Genomic DNA, 15,277 nt, shown 5'->3' with positions numbered 1-15,277 from the left:
TTTTATGCTGAAGTGACAGATAAATCTGAAGATCCTGTTAAAACTGAAGAACCAGTTAAAGCTGAAGAGCCAGTAAAAGCTGAAGAGTCAGTGAAAGCTGAAGAGCCAGCACAAGCTGAAGAGTCAGTGAAAGCTGTAGAACCTGCTAAAAATGAAAAAACTATTTTAGTAAAAGGTTCAGCAAGTGCTGCAATGGCAAAACCTACGCCAGTTGCAGATAGTGAGCCAGAGCCAACACCAGCGGCTATGGCGCATGACAAGCGTACAGCTATTCCAGATAGCGGCCTTCGTGCAGGTTCAATTAAACCTGCTGGCAGAGCCCGTGCTGATATGGCAAAAACCTTAGCGGCTGATTAATTTAGTCGCTTAAGTAAAAAAGCCGCGTTTATAACGCGGCTTTTTTGTATGTATTCTTCTTATAAAGCAATATTTTGTATACCTAGGTGATTTGCATAGCCACCTACAAGAACCTTATAAACCCCCTGCTCATCCGAATAAACACTGGCAGAAATATGTGAACTGCACCCCATTGCTCGGCCTTGTTCAAACTTGAAATGGTTTTCTTGCTGTACAAATACGTGTTTTGATAAGTAGCATGCAAGCGCGCCACTGGCGCTACCGGTTGCTGACTCTTCAGGTATACCAACCAAAGGCGCAAAGTTACGGCAACTTGCGGTCAGCTCACTTTGCTCTTCACATAATTCAAAGGCATGCACACCAATCACATTATGCTGTTGGCAGAACTCGCTAAGCGCTGCCTCATCAATAACAATTTTATCTAAGTAGCCATTCGGCACAGCGACTATAATATCCGGCAATCCTGTAGTTATTACATCGATCGGCAAGCCAGTTTCTGCAAGAGTCGTTTCATCAAGCCCTAATAAGCCTGCAAGGTCGTCATAAGCAAAGTTGCCTAGGTATTTTGGCAAGGCTTGCTCCATGGTAATTTGCCCATCTTCGGCAATTGTTACACCTAACAAGCCCGCTTTTGCTCGTTGAGTGTAATAGCCAGGTTTTAATAACCCTTGTTCGAAGAGCGTAGCAAACACAGCTAGGGTTGCGTGGCCACAAAAATCAACTTCTTCAGTTGTCGTAAAAAATGACACAGCAAAATCAACTTCATGATCTTGCGCCACAAATGCGGTTTCTGAATAGCCAATTTCTTTTGCAATCGTCAGTTTTTCTGCGTTTGTGAGTTTATCTGCATTCAACACGACACCTGCTGGGTTGCCGCCTGAATTATTTGCACTAAAAGAGTTAACTAAAAATGCGGTTATTGTCATTATTGTGTGCCTTGTTTTAAATTAAATTCAAAAAACAACATGCCATTTTCCTTAGATGCTTGCTCTTCAAAAGCCAACTTTTTTAAAAGCTTAATTGATGGTGTATTTGACTCGTCAACACCTGCGATGAGCTTATGCCAGTGTGACTGAGTACCAGCGAGGTTTATAAATCCCTGCAATAATTCAAATGCAAGACCCTGCCCCCAATATTGCTCAGCTAACAAATAACCGATATGAGCATCATGCTTTTCGGTATAGATAAATAAAAGCCCAACAACTTCTTGCTGTTGAGATTGCAGCATTAGTAAACGGCACTCGTTAAGCATGTTAGCCAGCCACTTTTCAGCAGCAGCTATAGAATCTATCCCCTGAAAATAACTCGGTAAATTCTCAACTACAGCAGGTGTTAATATCGAAGGTAAAGCGTTAACTAAAGTAGTTTGCTCTAATTTAGCGGTATTAGAGTTTATTTCAATGACGTTTAGTCTCGGTGTATTAAATGAAAGAGCCATTTAACCTCTTAGATCTTCAGCCGTAAAATTACTTTTAAATGTAAAAGCATAGGGTGTGTCGCCGTTATCTCGCAGATATTGCAACCTTTCTAATGCCTCTTGAGGTGTTGGAATATGCTTATCTTCAACCCACCATAAAACATAGCTATCTTCTGATAAGCGGTGAAACCATTCACCTTTTCTGCGCATGAAATCTCTGTGGTGAGTGCGAAACATAAATTTTTTGAGATCTTCAACGCTTTCCCACACAGACATATTGATTATCATATTTGGATCATCAAACAATTTAATATTGGTGGCATCGCCTGATTCGTCTTTTAATCGCCATACAAAACCAACACTGTTTTCAGCCACCCCATTTATTAAATCAAGATTATCTACAAAATCTTTTATTTCTGGCGCATCCAACGGGTATTTAGCAAGAGCAATATTTAGTTGGGCAAGTTTCATTTATTTCCTAATCACATCAATTTCTTAATTGCTATAAATTCTACAATACATATTTATAGCATAAGCTCAAAATCAATCCTCTAGCTCAGGAATTTTAACAAACAATGGTCTATCATTTTTATTCGTATGAGTTTCGAATTTATCTCTTAAAGGTTGCCAAAACCTATTATAATTGTAGCCAAACAAAGAGCGTAGTAGCTTTATGTCAACTTCATTATTTTCTATTAATCCAGCTATCATTTTATAAAAAGCTGCGACTCTATTTAGCGCTATTAAATCATTATCAGTAATATTTACTAACTCTGGTGATTTTTTGTTAGATTGATATTCAATAATTAAGTCTTCCCAATCATAATTATTTTTAGGTAAGTCTAAAAACTTCTCCCACATGAACATTCTAACCTTAACAAATGAATGATCTTGATCAAAATCTTTAGCCAGCTGTAATGTGTTATTTATTTTCCTATTCCTTTGGTTAATTCGAAAATTGACAATCACAGCAATACTACCAATTATCGATGTGAAGCCAGCCGAAATTAAAATTGCGATATAACTTTCCATTTACACCCATCTCATCAGCAATTAATCGAAACCTGAAAATAATATATATATAATTAACAATAAACCCAAAACCACATTAAAAAATAAAAAACAAGTTAATATTAGCTATAAATAATTAATTTAATTTTACTCTACAACCTCTAATCATTAGAGAAAAAATATAAAAACTCTTTTCACTTAACCATTCTAAATCTTTGCTGAAAAGGCTGGCAGTATCTAACACAACTTTACAGCTATTTGCCGCTACAAAACTATAGTGATGCAATGTTTCTTCCTGTAGTGACAGTGTTTTAAAGGACCCAAAACTAAAAAGCCCAGCAAGTGCTGGGCTATAAAAATAATATCTATCGGCTTATCGCTTAAAGCTTAAGCTTGAACCTGATTAGCTTTCGTCTTGCTCCATAAAGCGCTGAAGCTGGTCTTTAAGATTAGGTGGAATACCTTTGATCACTAGTGTATCGGTTGCTTCGTTATACATTACGCGCTCACCTAAATGCTTACGTTCAAAGCTCACGCTAACACCGCCGCCCATGCCAGAGAACTTCACCATGCTAGTGACTGTTTTCTTATCAACAGGGAACGACTCTTCTAAATCGTAGTTTTGTTCTTGGCAAAAACTTTCAAATGGACTATCGTCATTTTTCGATAATGTAGCAGAAAGCTCTTTAACGTTGGCATCTTCACCTGTGGTTACGCAATCATTACAGTAATCAAAAACTTGCTTACGTAGCTCGTCTTTTTCTGACTTGTCGTATTGTTGCTCAGATAAATAATCTTCTACAGCACTAAGCATAACTTGGCTTTGCTGTTTAGGATCAATGCCCTCTTCGCAGCCTAAAAAGTCTAAAAAGAAATCAGCTACTTTACGACCTGCACGACCTTTAATAAACGACACATAGCGATTATCTTCTGGTTGCGTATCCCACGCAGTTAAATCTACACGTGCAGCTAGTTGCATACGCGAAATATCTAAGTGACGAGATGAAGCTAAATCAAGCTCAGAAGTAATTGAGTAATGCTCTTTAATATTGATCATCGCAATTAACAAAAAGTCACTTGCAACATATTGATAATGGCAAAAAACTAAATAACCCGTTTCGTTAAAGGCATACTTATTTAACTCTTCTTTTAGCACATTCGTTGCTTGCTCTGTCATGTGCCAAAAGCCAAGTTCGTCGTTACGGTAACTTTGCATTGCCGAAGCAACAATGCTGTTTTTCTCGCCGCTGAATGCACAGTAGCCTTTACCAGGCTTACCATTATATGCATGGTGTAGCTGCTCTATAAAAACGGCTACTTTATCGTTAACAACCATCTCATCATTGCGTAAATGAATATCTGTATCGTCATCTTTTTTGTCTACATAATGAACGACTAATTTTTTAACATCTATTGTCATCTTTGTTTTTCACGCCTCTGGTGTTAAAATACGGGAATATAACTCTTTTTATCGAACCAACTGATGCCTATCATATCAAAATATTCTAATGAGCAAGTAGAACAAATCGTTGATCAGCTGATTGATGTACTAACAGAGCACAAAGCGCCTGTTGATTTAAGCCTTATGTGTTTAGGAAATTCTATCACGCATATTTTAAAAGAGCATGTACCATCAGAGAAAAGACAAGCTGTTGCCGACAACTTTGCAAAAGCATTAGCACAGTCGGTTAAATAAGATTTATGAATTTATCGCAACAAAGTCAGTTTTCTTCAAAAGTAAGTCAGCTTTTAAGTTGGGGCCATTGGTTCACCTTTGCAAACATAGGGTTAGTGCTATTTATTAGCTTAAGCTACTTAGTTGCAGACAGTGCACCGACTACCTTCATGGGTTATGTATATATGCTCGTGACCTGGTTAAGCCACACCAGCTTTATTACTTTTATTGCCTTTGTTTTAACGATATTTCCATTAAGTTTAGTGTTTCCATACCCTCGGCATATCCGAGGGATGGCAGCCATTATTGCAACCCTCGGCGCGTCATTCTTAACGCTTGATGCCTATGTTTATTTTAACTTGGGTTATCACTTAAACACGTCTGCGCTACCTGAAATCGTTTCTTTGTTGTGGCACCGCTTAACAAACTCACCGGCATTAACAACGATTCTTGCGGGCGGCATTGTGCTGCTAATTTTAGCGTTCCAGTTATTAGTCAGTAACTATACGTGGCACCACCTAGCGCGTTTAAAGCAATATAAGTTCCCGCGCTATGCAACCAGCACTATTTTAGTGTGCTTTGCACTTAGCCACAGTATTCATATTTGGGCAGATGCCAATTTAAAATTTGATATCACTAAACAAGATAATGTATTGCCGTTGTCTTACCCTACAACAGCAAAAAGCTTATTAGCTAAAAACGATTTGCTTGATTTAGAAAGCTACAAAGAAGCGCACGATGTGAGGCTTGACCCACATAATATCGATTACTTAGCACCTACTCCACTTGCCGAGTGTAAAGCTGAGTCGAGTGTGACTATCGATATTTTAGTATTTGAAAATAATGCTGACCTTGAACAATTTGTTGCCACTGAGCCAGCATTACGTAAAACAGACTTGTTCTTACAACCTGTAGAAACCGAAGATACGTTATTTAGTTTAGTGTATGGCCTGCCAGCATTTTACAAAGCCCCTATTCTAGACAAACAGCAACTGCCTGTGTGGCTTGCTGATAATCGCTCAATTCAAATTAATGGTTTTGAGCAATTCGAATTTATTAATAACGACGACCAAAACCCAGCGGTTCGCCTTGTACGTGCAGACGCTAAAACACAAGCTCGCGAATCAGCCAATGCCGTGTTTGCCTTTAGTCTTGCACAGCAGAGCAATGGTATTGTTACAGCCTCTCGTTTATACAGCTCAGATAAAAAAGTTGTACAAACCGAAGGCCTTATTCAGCCAAGCGATATTATCGCCACCAGCGTAGGCCATTATTTAGGTTGCAAAACCCTAGCTAAACAAAGCATGTTAGGCAGTAACTTATACAAGCGCCATGACGACACCGGTGTTAATTACTCGCAAAATGTGTTCATCGCATTTAAAAAAGACAGAATTACCCTGATTGATTCAGATGGTAACTTTAAAAACATTTCAGCTGCACAAGGCTTTGCAATTGAACAAGGCCTAGATATTCCATTCTTAGTGCAAAGCATTAAAAAGCTGAAACGATATACGCCCTAGCTCTTATTGATAAATCATTATTTCGAGCTAGCTTTAGATATTAGACACCTTATTTGATTAGGAGACACGGACGTCATGAAAGCCATAATCATTTATCTAATATCACTTACACTAGTTTGTTTTACCAACACATCACTTGCTGCCACCACAGAATACTATAAATGTGTCACAGACAGAGGCACCGTATTTAGTGAGCTCCCCTGTGGTAGCCGTGCAACCAAGCATAAAATTCAAGTAACCGATCCTGACTTACAAGCACCGCAAAACTTTGTTAAAGAGCTCAACGAGCTTGAGCGCCAGCAAATTATCAGAAACCTCGAAGCTGAAATTCGCAGCTATAAACACCGTTTAGATATTTTAAGCCGTGATCGAGACCGAGCTCAGTACCAGCAAGAGCAGCGCTTAAACCGAATTTTGTCTGACAAAGAAGCAAAGCAAATTAGTAAAGACATCAACAAGCAGCTAAAAGCAATTAACAAGCAATACGGGCGCGACGTAAAAAGCGTTAATAAAAAACTCGCAAAACTTGAGAAAAAACTCGCTCGCTATAATTAAATACACTTTACTATTGGGTTTGAAGAATAAATAACATATTCTTAACACCAATAGAGTTATTGCTCTATGTTGGTATTAGTAAGGAGTTTATATGCAGCCACAACACATTGCAGAGTTAATTTTATCTGGGTTTCGCAATCACTATAAACTCTTTCAAGCAATTACAGCCAAAGCACCACTTGCGTTTGCCCATCGTGATTGGCAAAAAATAAATGAGATTAGCAAACTTAGAATTAGCCATTACGATGATCGGGTTAACGAAACCATTGCTAAGCTCAAGTCGCTCAACGAACAGCAAATTATTACCTTAGATCAAACCTGCTGGCTCGAAACCAAACAGCTTTATCAGCAATTTTTGCGCTTCCACCCTCAGGCAGAACTTGCCGAAACCTTTTACAACTCTGTTTTTTGTCGTTTATTTCATCGTCGTTATTTTAATAATGACTTTATCTTTGTAAAAGCGACGCTTGCAGATGCCCCCGCACTTCCAATGGAAGTTGAATACCGCAGTTACCACCCTGTTGTTGATGGCTTAAGACCCACGATACGCAAAATTATTAATCAGTTTGACTTTAAAGCGCCCTTTGTTGATTTAGAACGCGATATTCGCTTGCTGGTAAAAGCCTTTTATAAACAAGCGCCCGACACACATCACCAAGCATGGCAAATGCGTTTTGATATACTGCAAGCCCCTTTTTATCGTAACAAAGCGGCTTATATTGTTGGCCGTGTGGTATCAGAAAGTGGCGTACAGCCATTTATTATTGCGGTGTTACACCATGAAGACAAAGGGTTATACCTCGATGCCCTACTCACCAAATCATCGCAAATGCGGGTTATCTTTGGTTTTGCCCGTGCTTATTTTATGGTTGAAACCCATGCGCCATCAGCGTTAGTACGCTTTTTAAATCAACTTATGCCAAACAAGACCCTGGCAGAGCTTTACAATGCAATAGGCTTTCATAAACAAGGTAAGACCGAGTTTTACCGAGAGTTTTTAAGTCATTTAGATCATTCAAACGATCAGCTTGTAATTGCCCCTGGTACACCGGGTATGGTGATGATGGTATTTACCCTGCCTTCGTTTGGTTATGTGTTTAAAGTCATTAAAGACACCTTTGGAGAAAGCAAACCCTTTGGCCGCGATACCGTATTAAAACGCTATCAATTAGTAAAAAGCCATGACCGTGTTGGCCGCATGGCCGATACCATAGAGTATTCGAACGTCGTATTTCCACTAGCCCGATTTGATAGTAAATTACTTGCAGAGCTACATAAAACCATTGGTTCTTCGATGATTATTGAAGGCGAATGGTTAATCATCAAGCATTTGTATATTGAAAGACGCATGACACCGTTAAATCTGTATCTTGAAAATGCCAGTGAACAACAAGCGTTTGAGGCGATAGAAGAATATGGCCAAGCATTAAAAGAAATGATCGCCGTAAATATTTTCCCGGGCGACATGCTGTTGAAAAACTTTGGGGTGAGTAAACATAATCGCATTATTTTTTACGACTATGATGAAGTTCAGTACCTAACAGACATGAACTTTCGGGCCTTACCAAAAGCAAAGTCGTACGATGATTACTTAACCAATGAGCAAAGTTACTCTGTGGCACCACAAGATGTGTTTCCAGAGCAATTATGTACCTTTGTGACAGCAAACCCAGTGTATAAGCAATATTTATTGAGTACACACCCAGAGCTTGAAGATCCAGCCTATTGGCGACAAGCACAATACAATTATAAGCAAGGTGTAGTTAGCCACATTTATCCATACCCTGCTGCACAACGATTTATCCATTATTGGTAAACACCAAGGACACACAATGAATATAAGTAAAATAGATTTAAACTTACTTGTTTACCTAGATACTTTACTAAGGGAGTGTAATGTCACTAAAGCTGCTAACCAGCTAAGCATTACGCAACCTGCTATGAGTAATGGCTTAAAAAGGCTCCGTAATTTATTTAACGACCCTATTTTAGTGCGTACCAGCGAAGGTATGGTACCCACAGAGCGCGCAAAAGAATTACAGCCGGTGATCCGCGGCATTTTAATGACTCTTGAAGAAACACTTGCCCCAAACCGCGAATTTGAAGCATCACAAAGTAAACGTGTTTTTCGTATCATGGCCAGTGACTATGCAGCAAGTACCCTTGCTCCCCGCTTATTAAGTAAATTACACGAAGAAGCGCCCGATACAACACTCGATATTTTGACCCCAAGTGATGTAACCTTCCACGACGTTGAAAACGGTAAGGTAGATATGGCTATCAACCGCTTTGAAAACTTACCGCAATCGTTTCACTACAAACAAATTTGGAAAGACAGCTTTTGCTGCTTAGTAAAAGCAGATAACCCGATTATCAAAGACTTCAGCCTCGACAGCTATTTAAAAGCCCGCCATATCTGGGTAAGTAAGACAGGCTTTGGTGTCGGTGTTGGTATGGACCCTAAAGATGTGCAAAAGCTAGGTTGGGTTGATGAGGCGCTCGCTCACTTTGGTAAACACCGTAATATTGCCACCTTTACCCGTAACTACCATGTAGCTATTCACTTAGCGAAAGAACAAAACTTGGTTGCGACTTTACCATCAAAAGCCGCAAATATTTATTTAGATGATCCGGGCCTTAAAATTCTTGAGCCGCCATTCCCTATTCCGCCGTTTGAGCTCGATATGATTTGGAGTCCGCTATTACACCGTGATGCAAGCCATATTTGGTTACGCCAAAAGGTTGCAGAAGTAGCCGACGAGCTTAAGTAAGATTTTACCAACCAGTTGTAATTATTGCTGATAAGCAAAGTGTTAGCTTAGCTTATCAGCAGCATCCCTCCTATTAAAAACCAATAACCAACTGAAATACAATAACTTTATATTTAAGTAATGAACTGGAATATGCTTTGCAAGTATCTAATTGCATTGTTTTTAATATTCAAAAAGAGGTCATTATGAATACTCATCAAGGACAAGACGTTCATCATATTGCAGATATCATCCAAGTTATGAATAGCGGTATCGATTTTTATGAAAAAGCACAGGAAAAAGTAACCGACCCAAGCATAATTGCCTTATTTCAACGCATGATAGATGCGCGTAAAGTAAGTGTTGAACGCTTACAACCTTATGCTATTAACGAAAATGGCGAGCGCGAAAATGGCTCTGATTTTGCTGTAGAAGCGCGTAAAGCTTATACATCAGTAATCACCAAACTCGGTGCCGACAAAAACGCCACCTATATTAGCGAGCTTGAAGAAGTTGAAGATAAAACACTAGCCGAAATCAAGCACGCGCTTAAAAAGCCACAACCCCATGATTGTGAAGCCGCGTTATCAAAAACCCTACTGACAATTCAAAGTTGTCATGCTGAAATGAGTAAAATGAAAAAGCATTAAATTGTGAGAGTGCAAAGCCCAGTTAAGCTGGGCTTTTATATTGTTAGAATAGTTAAATATCATCCCTAGACTCTGTAACTAAATCCCTATAATTGCCATATTAAGCGTAAATCTAATCTACCAGGTAGCAATGTTTCCGTAATTGATTGTTAAAGTTTATCTCAAAAACTAGGGTTATTTTTATGTTTGATTATTCCGAGCCTAGTTAACTCTACAAACAATTTTTTTAATGTTTCATTTTGTTTTGAAGTCCTGTTTTTATTTGTAACTAAATCACAATAAGACTTTTGTAACCTCTTTAGTTTTTGTTCATTTTTACGGCAATCAATACACTTTGTGCAGTGCGCATCAATATAAAATCTGAGTACCTCAAACCAATACTTTTGCTCCAAGGCAAAGAAAATAAAAGGTCTATTACATACCTCACACAACTCTTCTATATCAATGTATTTCTCCCTCGGATAAACCCCATAATTCTGTTTCTCTGTATTAGCAGGTATAGCTGTCCCAACGAGAAACTTAACGTGTTTATATCGCCAATAAGAATTTTTTATTTCTGTTACAGAGTATTGGTATCCAGATCGAATCGGCTTACACCCATAACGGGGATGATTTACATAAGGTGACATAAACAACTCTTTCCTTATTCTTGACAGCTACCAGTCTTGTTGCCCAAAGTTTCTTGTCAATTAGCCCTTTTGCTAAATTCAGTAAACTATGTCACTTAAAAATAGCTGAGCTAGCAATTTGAGCCAGAGCCACCATTTAGATAATGCATAAAGTTTTTATAAACAAACTCTTTAAATACTTTTATTCTCATTGGTTGATGTTTATCTCGTAAAAAGACCAAATAGAATGGCGTTGCCTTAGGGTGCCAATGCTTAAAAACAGGGATCAAGGTGCCGTCATTTAACTCCGAATTACAGTAAACTTCTGGAACTCGGATTATGCCATTACCACGCAATGCAGAGTACACCATTACTTTGCCATTTTTGCACTCAAGATCACCTTGGACGATGACCTCTTGCTTCTCATTTGTATGCTCACTTAATAGAGTCCATGTATTCAATGAACCTGCTATACACTTGTGATTAATTAAATCTTTTGGGTTTAATGGTTCTCCATGCTTTTTAATGTACTCTGGGCTCGCATAAATGCCTATTGTAAGCTCAGTTAACTTTCTTGCGATTAATGATGAATCTGTTAAGTCTCCCATTCTGAATACAAAATCAAATTCGCCTGCTACTAAGTCGACTCTTCGACTACTAAAATCTAACACAACATTAATTTGTGGGTACTTCTGCATAAAATCAGTAACCATTGGGCCAATAACATTTTCACCAATGTACCCCCCGACACAATTTATTCTAATTTCACCTGATGTATGTGACGCAGTATCTGATGTTATATCTATAGCATGTTCAATGCGCTCAAAAGCTTTTTTACATTTATCGTAAAAAAGCTCACCAGATGGTGTTAAATGTTGCGTACGCGTCGTCCTAACTAACAAACTGACACCTAGACCAGCCTCTAATTGAGATAGTTGTTTAGAAATTTGTGAGCGAGAGCACATTAATTTATTGGCTGCTTTTGTAAAGCTTCCCTCTTCGACCAAAATAAGAAAGCTATTGATATCAGCATAATTGATGTCTTTTTTCATGTTTTATACCCATTAAAATCAACTTAACCACATAGATTCGCTCAAATCTGTAAACAGTATTGTGAATTAATGACTATATATCATCAAATCTTTAATAAATAAAATAAGCTTCAGAAAAACATCATTAGAAATAGATAGTTAAAACTTAAATTAATTTCACCTAGAGGAGTAATAAATGAAAAAGTTAGTAGTGATTACTGGAGCAAGTTCAGGCATTGGTGAAGCTATTGCTAAGCACTTTAGCGAAGCCGGTTACCCACTCTTACTTGTTGCAAGACGAGTTGAAAAATTAAAGGCTTTGAATCTTCAAAATTGCATCTGTGAACAGGTAGATGTTACTGATAAAGAAGCGTTTTCTAATTCTATAGAAAAAGCTGAGGCACAATACGGCCCTGTTGAGTGCTTAATTAATAATGCAGGTGTCATGTTATTGGGCCAAATAGATACACAAGAGTCTACTGAATGGCAAAAAATGTTCGATGTTAATGTTTTAGCATTACTAAATGGTATGCAAGCTGTTTTACCTGCTATGAAAAAACGTAATAGTGGCACCATAATTAACGTTAGTTCAATAGCTGGTAAAAAGACATTTGCTAATCATGCAGCTTATTGCGGCTCAAAGTTCGCCGTATCAGCAATTACAGAAAATGTTCGAGAAGAAGTGGCCGACTTTGGGGTACGCGTAACAAGTATTTGCCCTGGTGCCGTTGAGACAGAATTGCTTGGCCACACAACATCTGATGATATAAAAGCAGGTTACAACGAATGGAAAAAAGCTATGGGTGGGGTACTAATTGCTGATGATATCGCTCGTGCTGCGCTATTTATTCAAGAGCAACCACAACATGTGTGTTTTCGTGAGTTACAGATTGCTCCTACCCGTCAACAACCTTAATCTAGCAATAACCTAAAAGTTTAATGTACGCCAATTCACTCATTGAGTAATAAAACTAAACATCCCATCGACAAGGGCTCAAGTTGATGGGGTGTTCATCATTGCGTAATTTTCATTTTAAACGAATCAATCAACTAAACTAAAAGTAAAATCGGTAAGTGTTCGAAAACCTCTAACTAGCCCTAATCAGAAAAATAATCTCGCTCAAGGTGAGAAAAATTACTGTTAGATCATTTAATGCCATCAAAATTATAAAACACTTTATGCTCTATGACTGGCTAAAGTTAACGTTCTGTAAACATAAGCTAGCCTATAAACATTCATTTATTAATGTGTTTGTTATAGAGACTTTTCAGGTAAGTCACTTATTTTGTATATCACTCTTGGTCCCATACAAAATGTTATTAAACCATCATCTCTTTTCGGAAACTTATAATAAATGGCTATAGAAGCTTTATCTAGCATATTAGTAGCAAGCTGGAAAGTTGAAACTCTATAAGGTCTCAATTCTGGACTGTGTTCTAGATCCAATGGTTCATTAACAAATGTGGGAACAGTTAATACAGGTTGATCAAAATTGCTTTCAAACGAAATTTCAGCTCGAAAAGCTTGAGCGTCGCCGTAATCCAAAGGGTAGTAAACTTCTATATGCGATATCTCACCGTAAATACTTTGAGTTTTAAAAGCTGATAACCCACTCGTATTTTCAGTCGAACAAGCAAGACTAAACAAGGGAGTTAATGAAAGTAAAAATACTAGAAATCTCACTGTATCTCCTGAAAGTAAAACGCCATTGCAAGAATTTGGTAAACACTATTTATCATTCAATTTGTTGGGGATATCAACATAAATTTCTTTAGATGACATATAGCTATAAGCTTACTTTAATAAAAACTTAAACTCTCCATCGAGATTCAAGCCAAGACGTTAGAAGAAAGAATTATTAAGAAGACGTCAAAACTTTTTAATTTCACAAAACCTTCCATGATTTATAATTCTCACCTAAATGGCAAAAATGCTTCGCTAAAATACTCAATAAAGTAGCGTAGGCAAAGTTTTACTACCTCTTTAGGTAGCTTGTTATGTTACTGACTATAATAAAACAAAGAATAGCTTTATTAAAATCCCCGTTATCGACACAAAAACAAAAGCTTTACCTAGCTTGTTGTAATGCTCGCGTGCTTTATTTAAACCAACACCTTTGTCCTTGGCTCTCCTGTAATATATTTTAGCTAAACCAAAATCAATTTTTAACAACTTCTTTGTTGGAGCAAAGTAAATATACAATCCGCCAATTCCAAAGCCTAAAAGAACAATATAATCCATAACAATTTCTTCATAATACTCTATTCAGCGACTGCTTGATGTTTGGCTTATATGTGAAGCTGAGCGACCCATCACCAGAGTTATAACACTCACTCCAAAGCCTACCAATGGCAAGCTTTAAAAATTGCGCCATCCCAGTTTCCTTAATTCACCACTACTCCGTGAAAACATGATGCCAGCATTTAATAGTTGGCTAAAATAATGAACACAATGAGTAAAGCCAAGCATTTCACGTCCTTTTAAGTAACATTTATGTGCACTTATTCACTGTAGCCAAACCTAGGTCTATATTAGCAACAATATACCCATACTCTTTCTTAGTTAAATTATTAGACTGATATTGCTGCTTAACTAGTTCATGTGTCCAAGCCTTTTCACACGGAGCTAAGGGAATAGCTGTATCAATCGATAAAAGATGCTCTTCTTTTATCACTCCGCCTTTCTTGACAATACTTTTGGCACAAAGGCTTAAAGCATATTCAACAGCAAATTTATCGACACTTGGCATACCAATAAACTCTACGTCACAAGCAAGCTTTTCATTGCCTTCAGTATCAACATAATAAAGCTGACCAGAAGTAGTACAGCCTAAGCTAAAGAAAACTATAACGAGCAATAACATATACTTGATGTTCACTTTATTACCTTTAAATAAATTTTTATGTTTTGACTTTAGCCAAACCTTGCTCCGTTAGCCTATACACAGTGCTGTAATACTCATTGAAAGCTATGTAAAAAACTTATTTTAGAGATTTCTATACTAATCACTTAAGACATAACTACATCATAGAAAATGTATTAATGTTAGCTAAAATCACTGAGGGACGGACATCTAGCCAATATTTAGACGCCCTAATTCTTTTTCACTTTGCTAGCTTCCAATTACCCGTGATGACGCCGGATATGTTTAATTAAACCTAATTGGTTAAACTCAAGTGAAACAATATTGGTTTTAGTGTACTCGATAGTTTTGTTTAAATGAGCTGGCTTAACTTTACCTGATTCAGTCATTTTTACAAAAACTACGTCAGCGCCAACCATAATCTCATTTATTTCGATTGAACTATAGATAACTTCATCATTTAGCTTACTTATCATATCCTCACGGAGTTTTGATTTATCTGAATAAACAAATTTAAATTTGACGTGTTCATCAATGAAATCATCGGCTAGCAACGAGATAAGATAGTCTATTTCTTTAATGGTTGTTTTTGGCTGTTGACGCGCATTTTTTGCAGCTACAAATGCTTTAGCTTTCTCAATTAATTGCTCTGAAGTGAATTGGTCATTTGCATTACTAGTAAATGAAAAAAGAAAACAAATTAACACTAATATAGATTTTTTCACGAACTTTCCTTGTATGCCTAACATTATGGTATTTATACGACACGTTGTTTGCGTTGCATAATAGTTTGTTGAGCTGAGTTGCTACATGCTCGGTTAGTTAAGTGGGTGTTGTTC

General features: G+C 37.5%; 18 protein-coding genes and 1 pseudogene. 8 read left to right on the top strand and 11 right to left on the bottom strand.

The window, feature by feature from the left end; genetic code table 11:
• Positions 1–357, top strand: a pseudogene (locus tag CWB80_RS12945) (ribonuclease E); the annotation flags it as partial.
• A gap of 59 nt (positions 358–416) precedes the next feature.
• Here CWB80_RS12945 and CWB80_RS12940 read toward each other — a convergent pair.
• From CWB80_RS12940 to yejK, 5 genes are all read right to left on the bottom strand, one after another.
• Positions 417–1,283: a PhzF family phenazine biosynthesis protein gene (locus tag CWB80_RS12940; RefSeq protein ID WP_138600073.1), complete on the bottom strand. Its 867-nt coding sequence runs from the start codon at positions 1,281–1,283 to the stop codon at positions 417–419.
• Positions 1,283–1,795 (bottom strand): GNAT family N-acetyltransferase, encoded by a 513-nt coding sequence (locus tag CWB80_RS12935; protein WP_138600072.1) that lies wholly within the window; start codon positions 1,793–1,795, stop codon positions 1,283–1,285. The genes CWB80_RS12940 and CWB80_RS12935 overlap by 1 nt, the downstream gene beginning before the upstream one ends.
• On the bottom strand, positions 1,796–2,245 hold the full coding sequence (locus CWB80_RS12930; protein ID WP_138600071.1) for a DUF3291 domain-containing protein: 450 nt from the start codon (positions 2,243–2,245) through the stop codon (positions 1,796–1,798).
• Between the two features lie 72 nt (positions 2,246–2,317).
• Positions 2,318–2,806: a DUF4760 domain-containing protein gene (locus CWB80_RS12925; RefSeq protein WP_138600070.1), complete on the bottom strand. Its 489-nt coding sequence runs from the start codon at positions 2,804–2,806 to the stop codon at positions 2,318–2,320.
• A 382-nt stretch (positions 2,807–3,188) separates the two neighbouring features.
• A complete protein-coding gene (gene yejK / locus CWB80_RS12920) occupies positions 3,189–4,205 on the bottom strand; it encodes a nucleoid-associated protein YejK (protein WP_138600069.1) in 1,017 nt (338 codons plus the stop codon).
• A gap of 63 nt (positions 4,206–4,268) precedes the next feature.
• On the opposite strand from yejK, the gene CWB80_RS12915 reads away from it, so the two are divergent.
• From CWB80_RS12915 to CWB80_RS12890, 6 genes are all read left to right on the top strand, one after another.
• A complete protein-coding gene (locus tag CWB80_RS12915; protein ID WP_036967930.1) occupies positions 4,269–4,481 on the top strand; it encodes a YejL family protein in 213 nt (70 codons plus the stop codon).
• Positions 4,482–4,486: 5 nt separating this feature from the next.
• Positions 4,487–5,980, top strand: coding sequence for a DUF3413 domain-containing protein (locus CWB80_RS12910; RefSeq protein WP_138600068.1), 1,494 nt, complete (start codon positions 4,487–4,489; stop codon positions 5,978–5,980).
• Between the two features lie 75 nt (positions 5,981–6,055).
• Complete coding sequence (locus tag CWB80_RS12905; protein WP_138600067.1) at positions 6,056–6,535, top strand: DUF4124 domain-containing protein; 480 nt, start codon at positions 6,056–6,058, stop codon at positions 6,533–6,535.
• A 91-nt stretch (positions 6,536–6,626) separates the two neighbouring features.
• The gene (gene aceK / locus CWB80_RS12900) at positions 6,627–8,351 is read left to right on the top strand and encodes a bifunctional isocitrate dehydrogenase kinase/phosphatase (RefSeq protein WP_054554699.1); all 1,725 of its coding nucleotides are present in this window, start codon (positions 6,627–6,629) and stop codon (positions 8,349–8,351) included.
• Between the two features lie 16 nt (positions 8,352–8,367).
• Positions 8,368–9,306, top strand: coding sequence for a LysR family transcriptional regulator (locus CWB80_RS12895; protein WP_054554698.1), 939 nt, complete (start codon positions 8,368–8,370; stop codon positions 9,304–9,306).
• Between the two features lie 185 nt (positions 9,307–9,491).
• The gene (locus CWB80_RS12890) at positions 9,492–9,935 is read left to right on the top strand and encodes a ferritin-like domain-containing protein (RefSeq protein WP_138600066.1); all 444 of its coding nucleotides are present in this window, start codon (positions 9,492–9,494) and stop codon (positions 9,933–9,935) included.
• A 161-nt stretch (positions 9,936–10,096) separates the two neighbouring features.
• On the opposite strand, the gene CWB80_RS12885 is transcribed toward CWB80_RS12890, so the two are convergent.
• Entirely contained in the window at positions 10,097–10,564 is a 468-nt protein-coding gene (locus CWB80_RS12885; protein WP_138600065.1) for a zinc-ribbon domain containing protein, read from the bottom strand.
• A 110-nt stretch (positions 10,565–10,674) separates the two neighbouring features.
• A complete protein-coding gene (locus tag CWB80_RS12880; protein ID WP_054554695.1) occupies positions 10,675–11,595 on the bottom strand; it encodes a LysR family transcriptional regulator in 921 nt (306 codons plus the stop codon).
• A 175-nt stretch (positions 11,596–11,770) separates the two neighbouring features.
• On the opposite strand from CWB80_RS12880, the gene CWB80_RS12875 reads away from it, so the two are divergent.
• On the top strand, positions 11,771–12,490 hold the full coding sequence (locus CWB80_RS12875) for an SDR family oxidoreductase (RefSeq protein WP_138600064.1): 720 nt from the start codon (positions 11,771–11,773) through the stop codon (positions 12,488–12,490).
• Positions 12,491–12,829: 339 nt separating this feature from the next.
• Here CWB80_RS12875 and CWB80_RS12870 read toward each other — a convergent pair whose 3' ends face one another.
• The 4 genes from CWB80_RS12870 to CWB80_RS12855 all read right to left on the bottom strand — a co-directional run bounded on the left by CWB80_RS12870 (position 12,830) and on the right by CWB80_RS12855 (position 15,163).
• Positions 12,830–13,258: a hypothetical protein gene (locus CWB80_RS12870; RefSeq protein WP_138600063.1), complete on the bottom strand. Its 429-nt coding sequence runs from the start codon at positions 13,256–13,258 to the stop codon at positions 12,830–12,832.
• A 324-nt stretch (positions 13,259–13,582) separates the two neighbouring features.
• Positions 13,583–13,816, bottom strand: coding sequence for a hypothetical protein (locus tag CWB80_RS12865; RefSeq protein ID WP_138600062.1), 234 nt, complete (start codon positions 13,814–13,816; stop codon positions 13,583–13,585).
• Positions 13,817–14,066: 250 nt separating this feature from the next.
• Positions 14,067–14,453, bottom strand: a complete 387-nt coding sequence (locus CWB80_RS12860; RefSeq protein ID WP_138600061.1) for a hypothetical protein — start codon at positions 14,451–14,453, stop codon at positions 14,067–14,069.
• A 245-nt stretch (positions 14,454–14,698) separates the two neighbouring features.
• The gene (locus CWB80_RS12855; protein WP_138600060.1) at positions 14,699–15,163 is read right to left on the bottom strand and encodes a nuclear transport factor 2 family protein; all 465 of its coding nucleotides are present in this window, start codon (positions 15,161–15,163) and stop codon (positions 14,699–14,701) included.
• Positions 15,164–15,277: the final 114 nt, after the last annotated feature.

The organism is Pseudoalteromonas sp. S1650 (assembly GCF_005887195.1).
Classification (GTDB): Bacteria; Pseudomonadota; Gammaproteobacteria; order Enterobacterales; family Alteromonadaceae; genus Pseudoalteromonas; species Pseudoalteromonas simplex.
The sequence above is the reverse complement of the archived record's forward strand: the minus strand, read 5'-3'. Positions and strand labels throughout refer to the sequence as shown.

Excerpts from the sequence above, each read along its gene's own strand:
- CWB80_RS12875 (WP_138600064.1), top strand. The coding sequence starts at position 11,771 with ATGAAAAAGTTAGTAGTGATTACTGGAGCAAGTTCAGGCATTGGTGAA.
- aceK (WP_054554699.1), top strand. The coding sequence starts at position 6,627 with ATGCAGCCACAACACATTGCAGAGTTAATTTTATCTGGGTTTCGCAAT.
- yejK (WP_138600069.1), bottom strand. The coding sequence starts at position 4,205 with ATGACAATAGATGTTAAAAAATTAGTCGTTCATTATGTAGACAAAAAA.
- CWB80_RS12885 (WP_138600065.1), bottom strand. The coding sequence starts at position 10,564 with ATGTCACCTTATGTAAATCATCCCCGTTATGGGTGTAAGCCGATTCGA.
- CWB80_RS12930 (WP_138600071.1), bottom strand. The coding sequence starts at position 2,245 with ATGAAACTTGCCCAACTAAATATTGCTCTTGCTAAATACCCGTTGGAT.
- CWB80_RS12895 (WP_054554698.1), top strand. The coding sequence starts at position 8,368 with ATGAATATAAGTAAAATAGATTTAAACTTACTTGTTTACCTAGATACT.
- CWB80_RS12935 (WP_138600072.1), bottom strand. The coding sequence starts at position 1,795 with ATGGCTCTTTCATTTAATACACCGAGACTAAACGTCATTGAAATAAAC.
- CWB80_RS12915 (WP_036967930.1), top strand. The coding sequence starts at position 4,269 with ATGCCTATCATATCAAAATATTCTAATGAGCAAGTAGAACAAATCGTT.
- CWB80_RS12910 (WP_138600068.1), top strand. The coding sequence starts at position 4,487 with ATGAATTTATCGCAACAAAGTCAGTTTTCTTCAAAAGTAAGTCAGCTT.
- CWB80_RS12890 (WP_138600066.1), top strand. The coding sequence starts at position 9,492 with ATGAATACTCATCAAGGACAAGACGTTCATCATATTGCAGATATCATC.
- CWB80_RS12940 (WP_138600073.1), bottom strand. The coding sequence starts at position 1,283 with ATGACAATAACCGCATTTTTAGTTAACTCTTTTAGTGCAAATAATTCA.
- CWB80_RS12905 (WP_138600067.1), top strand. The coding sequence starts at position 6,056 with ATGAAAGCCATAATCATTTATCTAATATCACTTACACTAGTTTGTTTT.
- CWB80_RS12925 (WP_138600070.1), bottom strand. The coding sequence starts at position 2,806 with ATGGAAAGTTATATCGCAATTTTAATTTCGGCTGGCTTCACATCGATA.
- CWB80_RS12880 (WP_054554695.1), bottom strand. The coding sequence starts at position 11,595 with ATGAAAAAAGACATCAATTATGCTGATATCAATAGCTTTCTTATTTTG.
- CWB80_RS12865 (WP_138600062.1), bottom strand. The coding sequence starts at position 13,816 with ATGGATTATATTGTTCTTTTAGGCTTTGGAATTGGCGGATTGTATATT.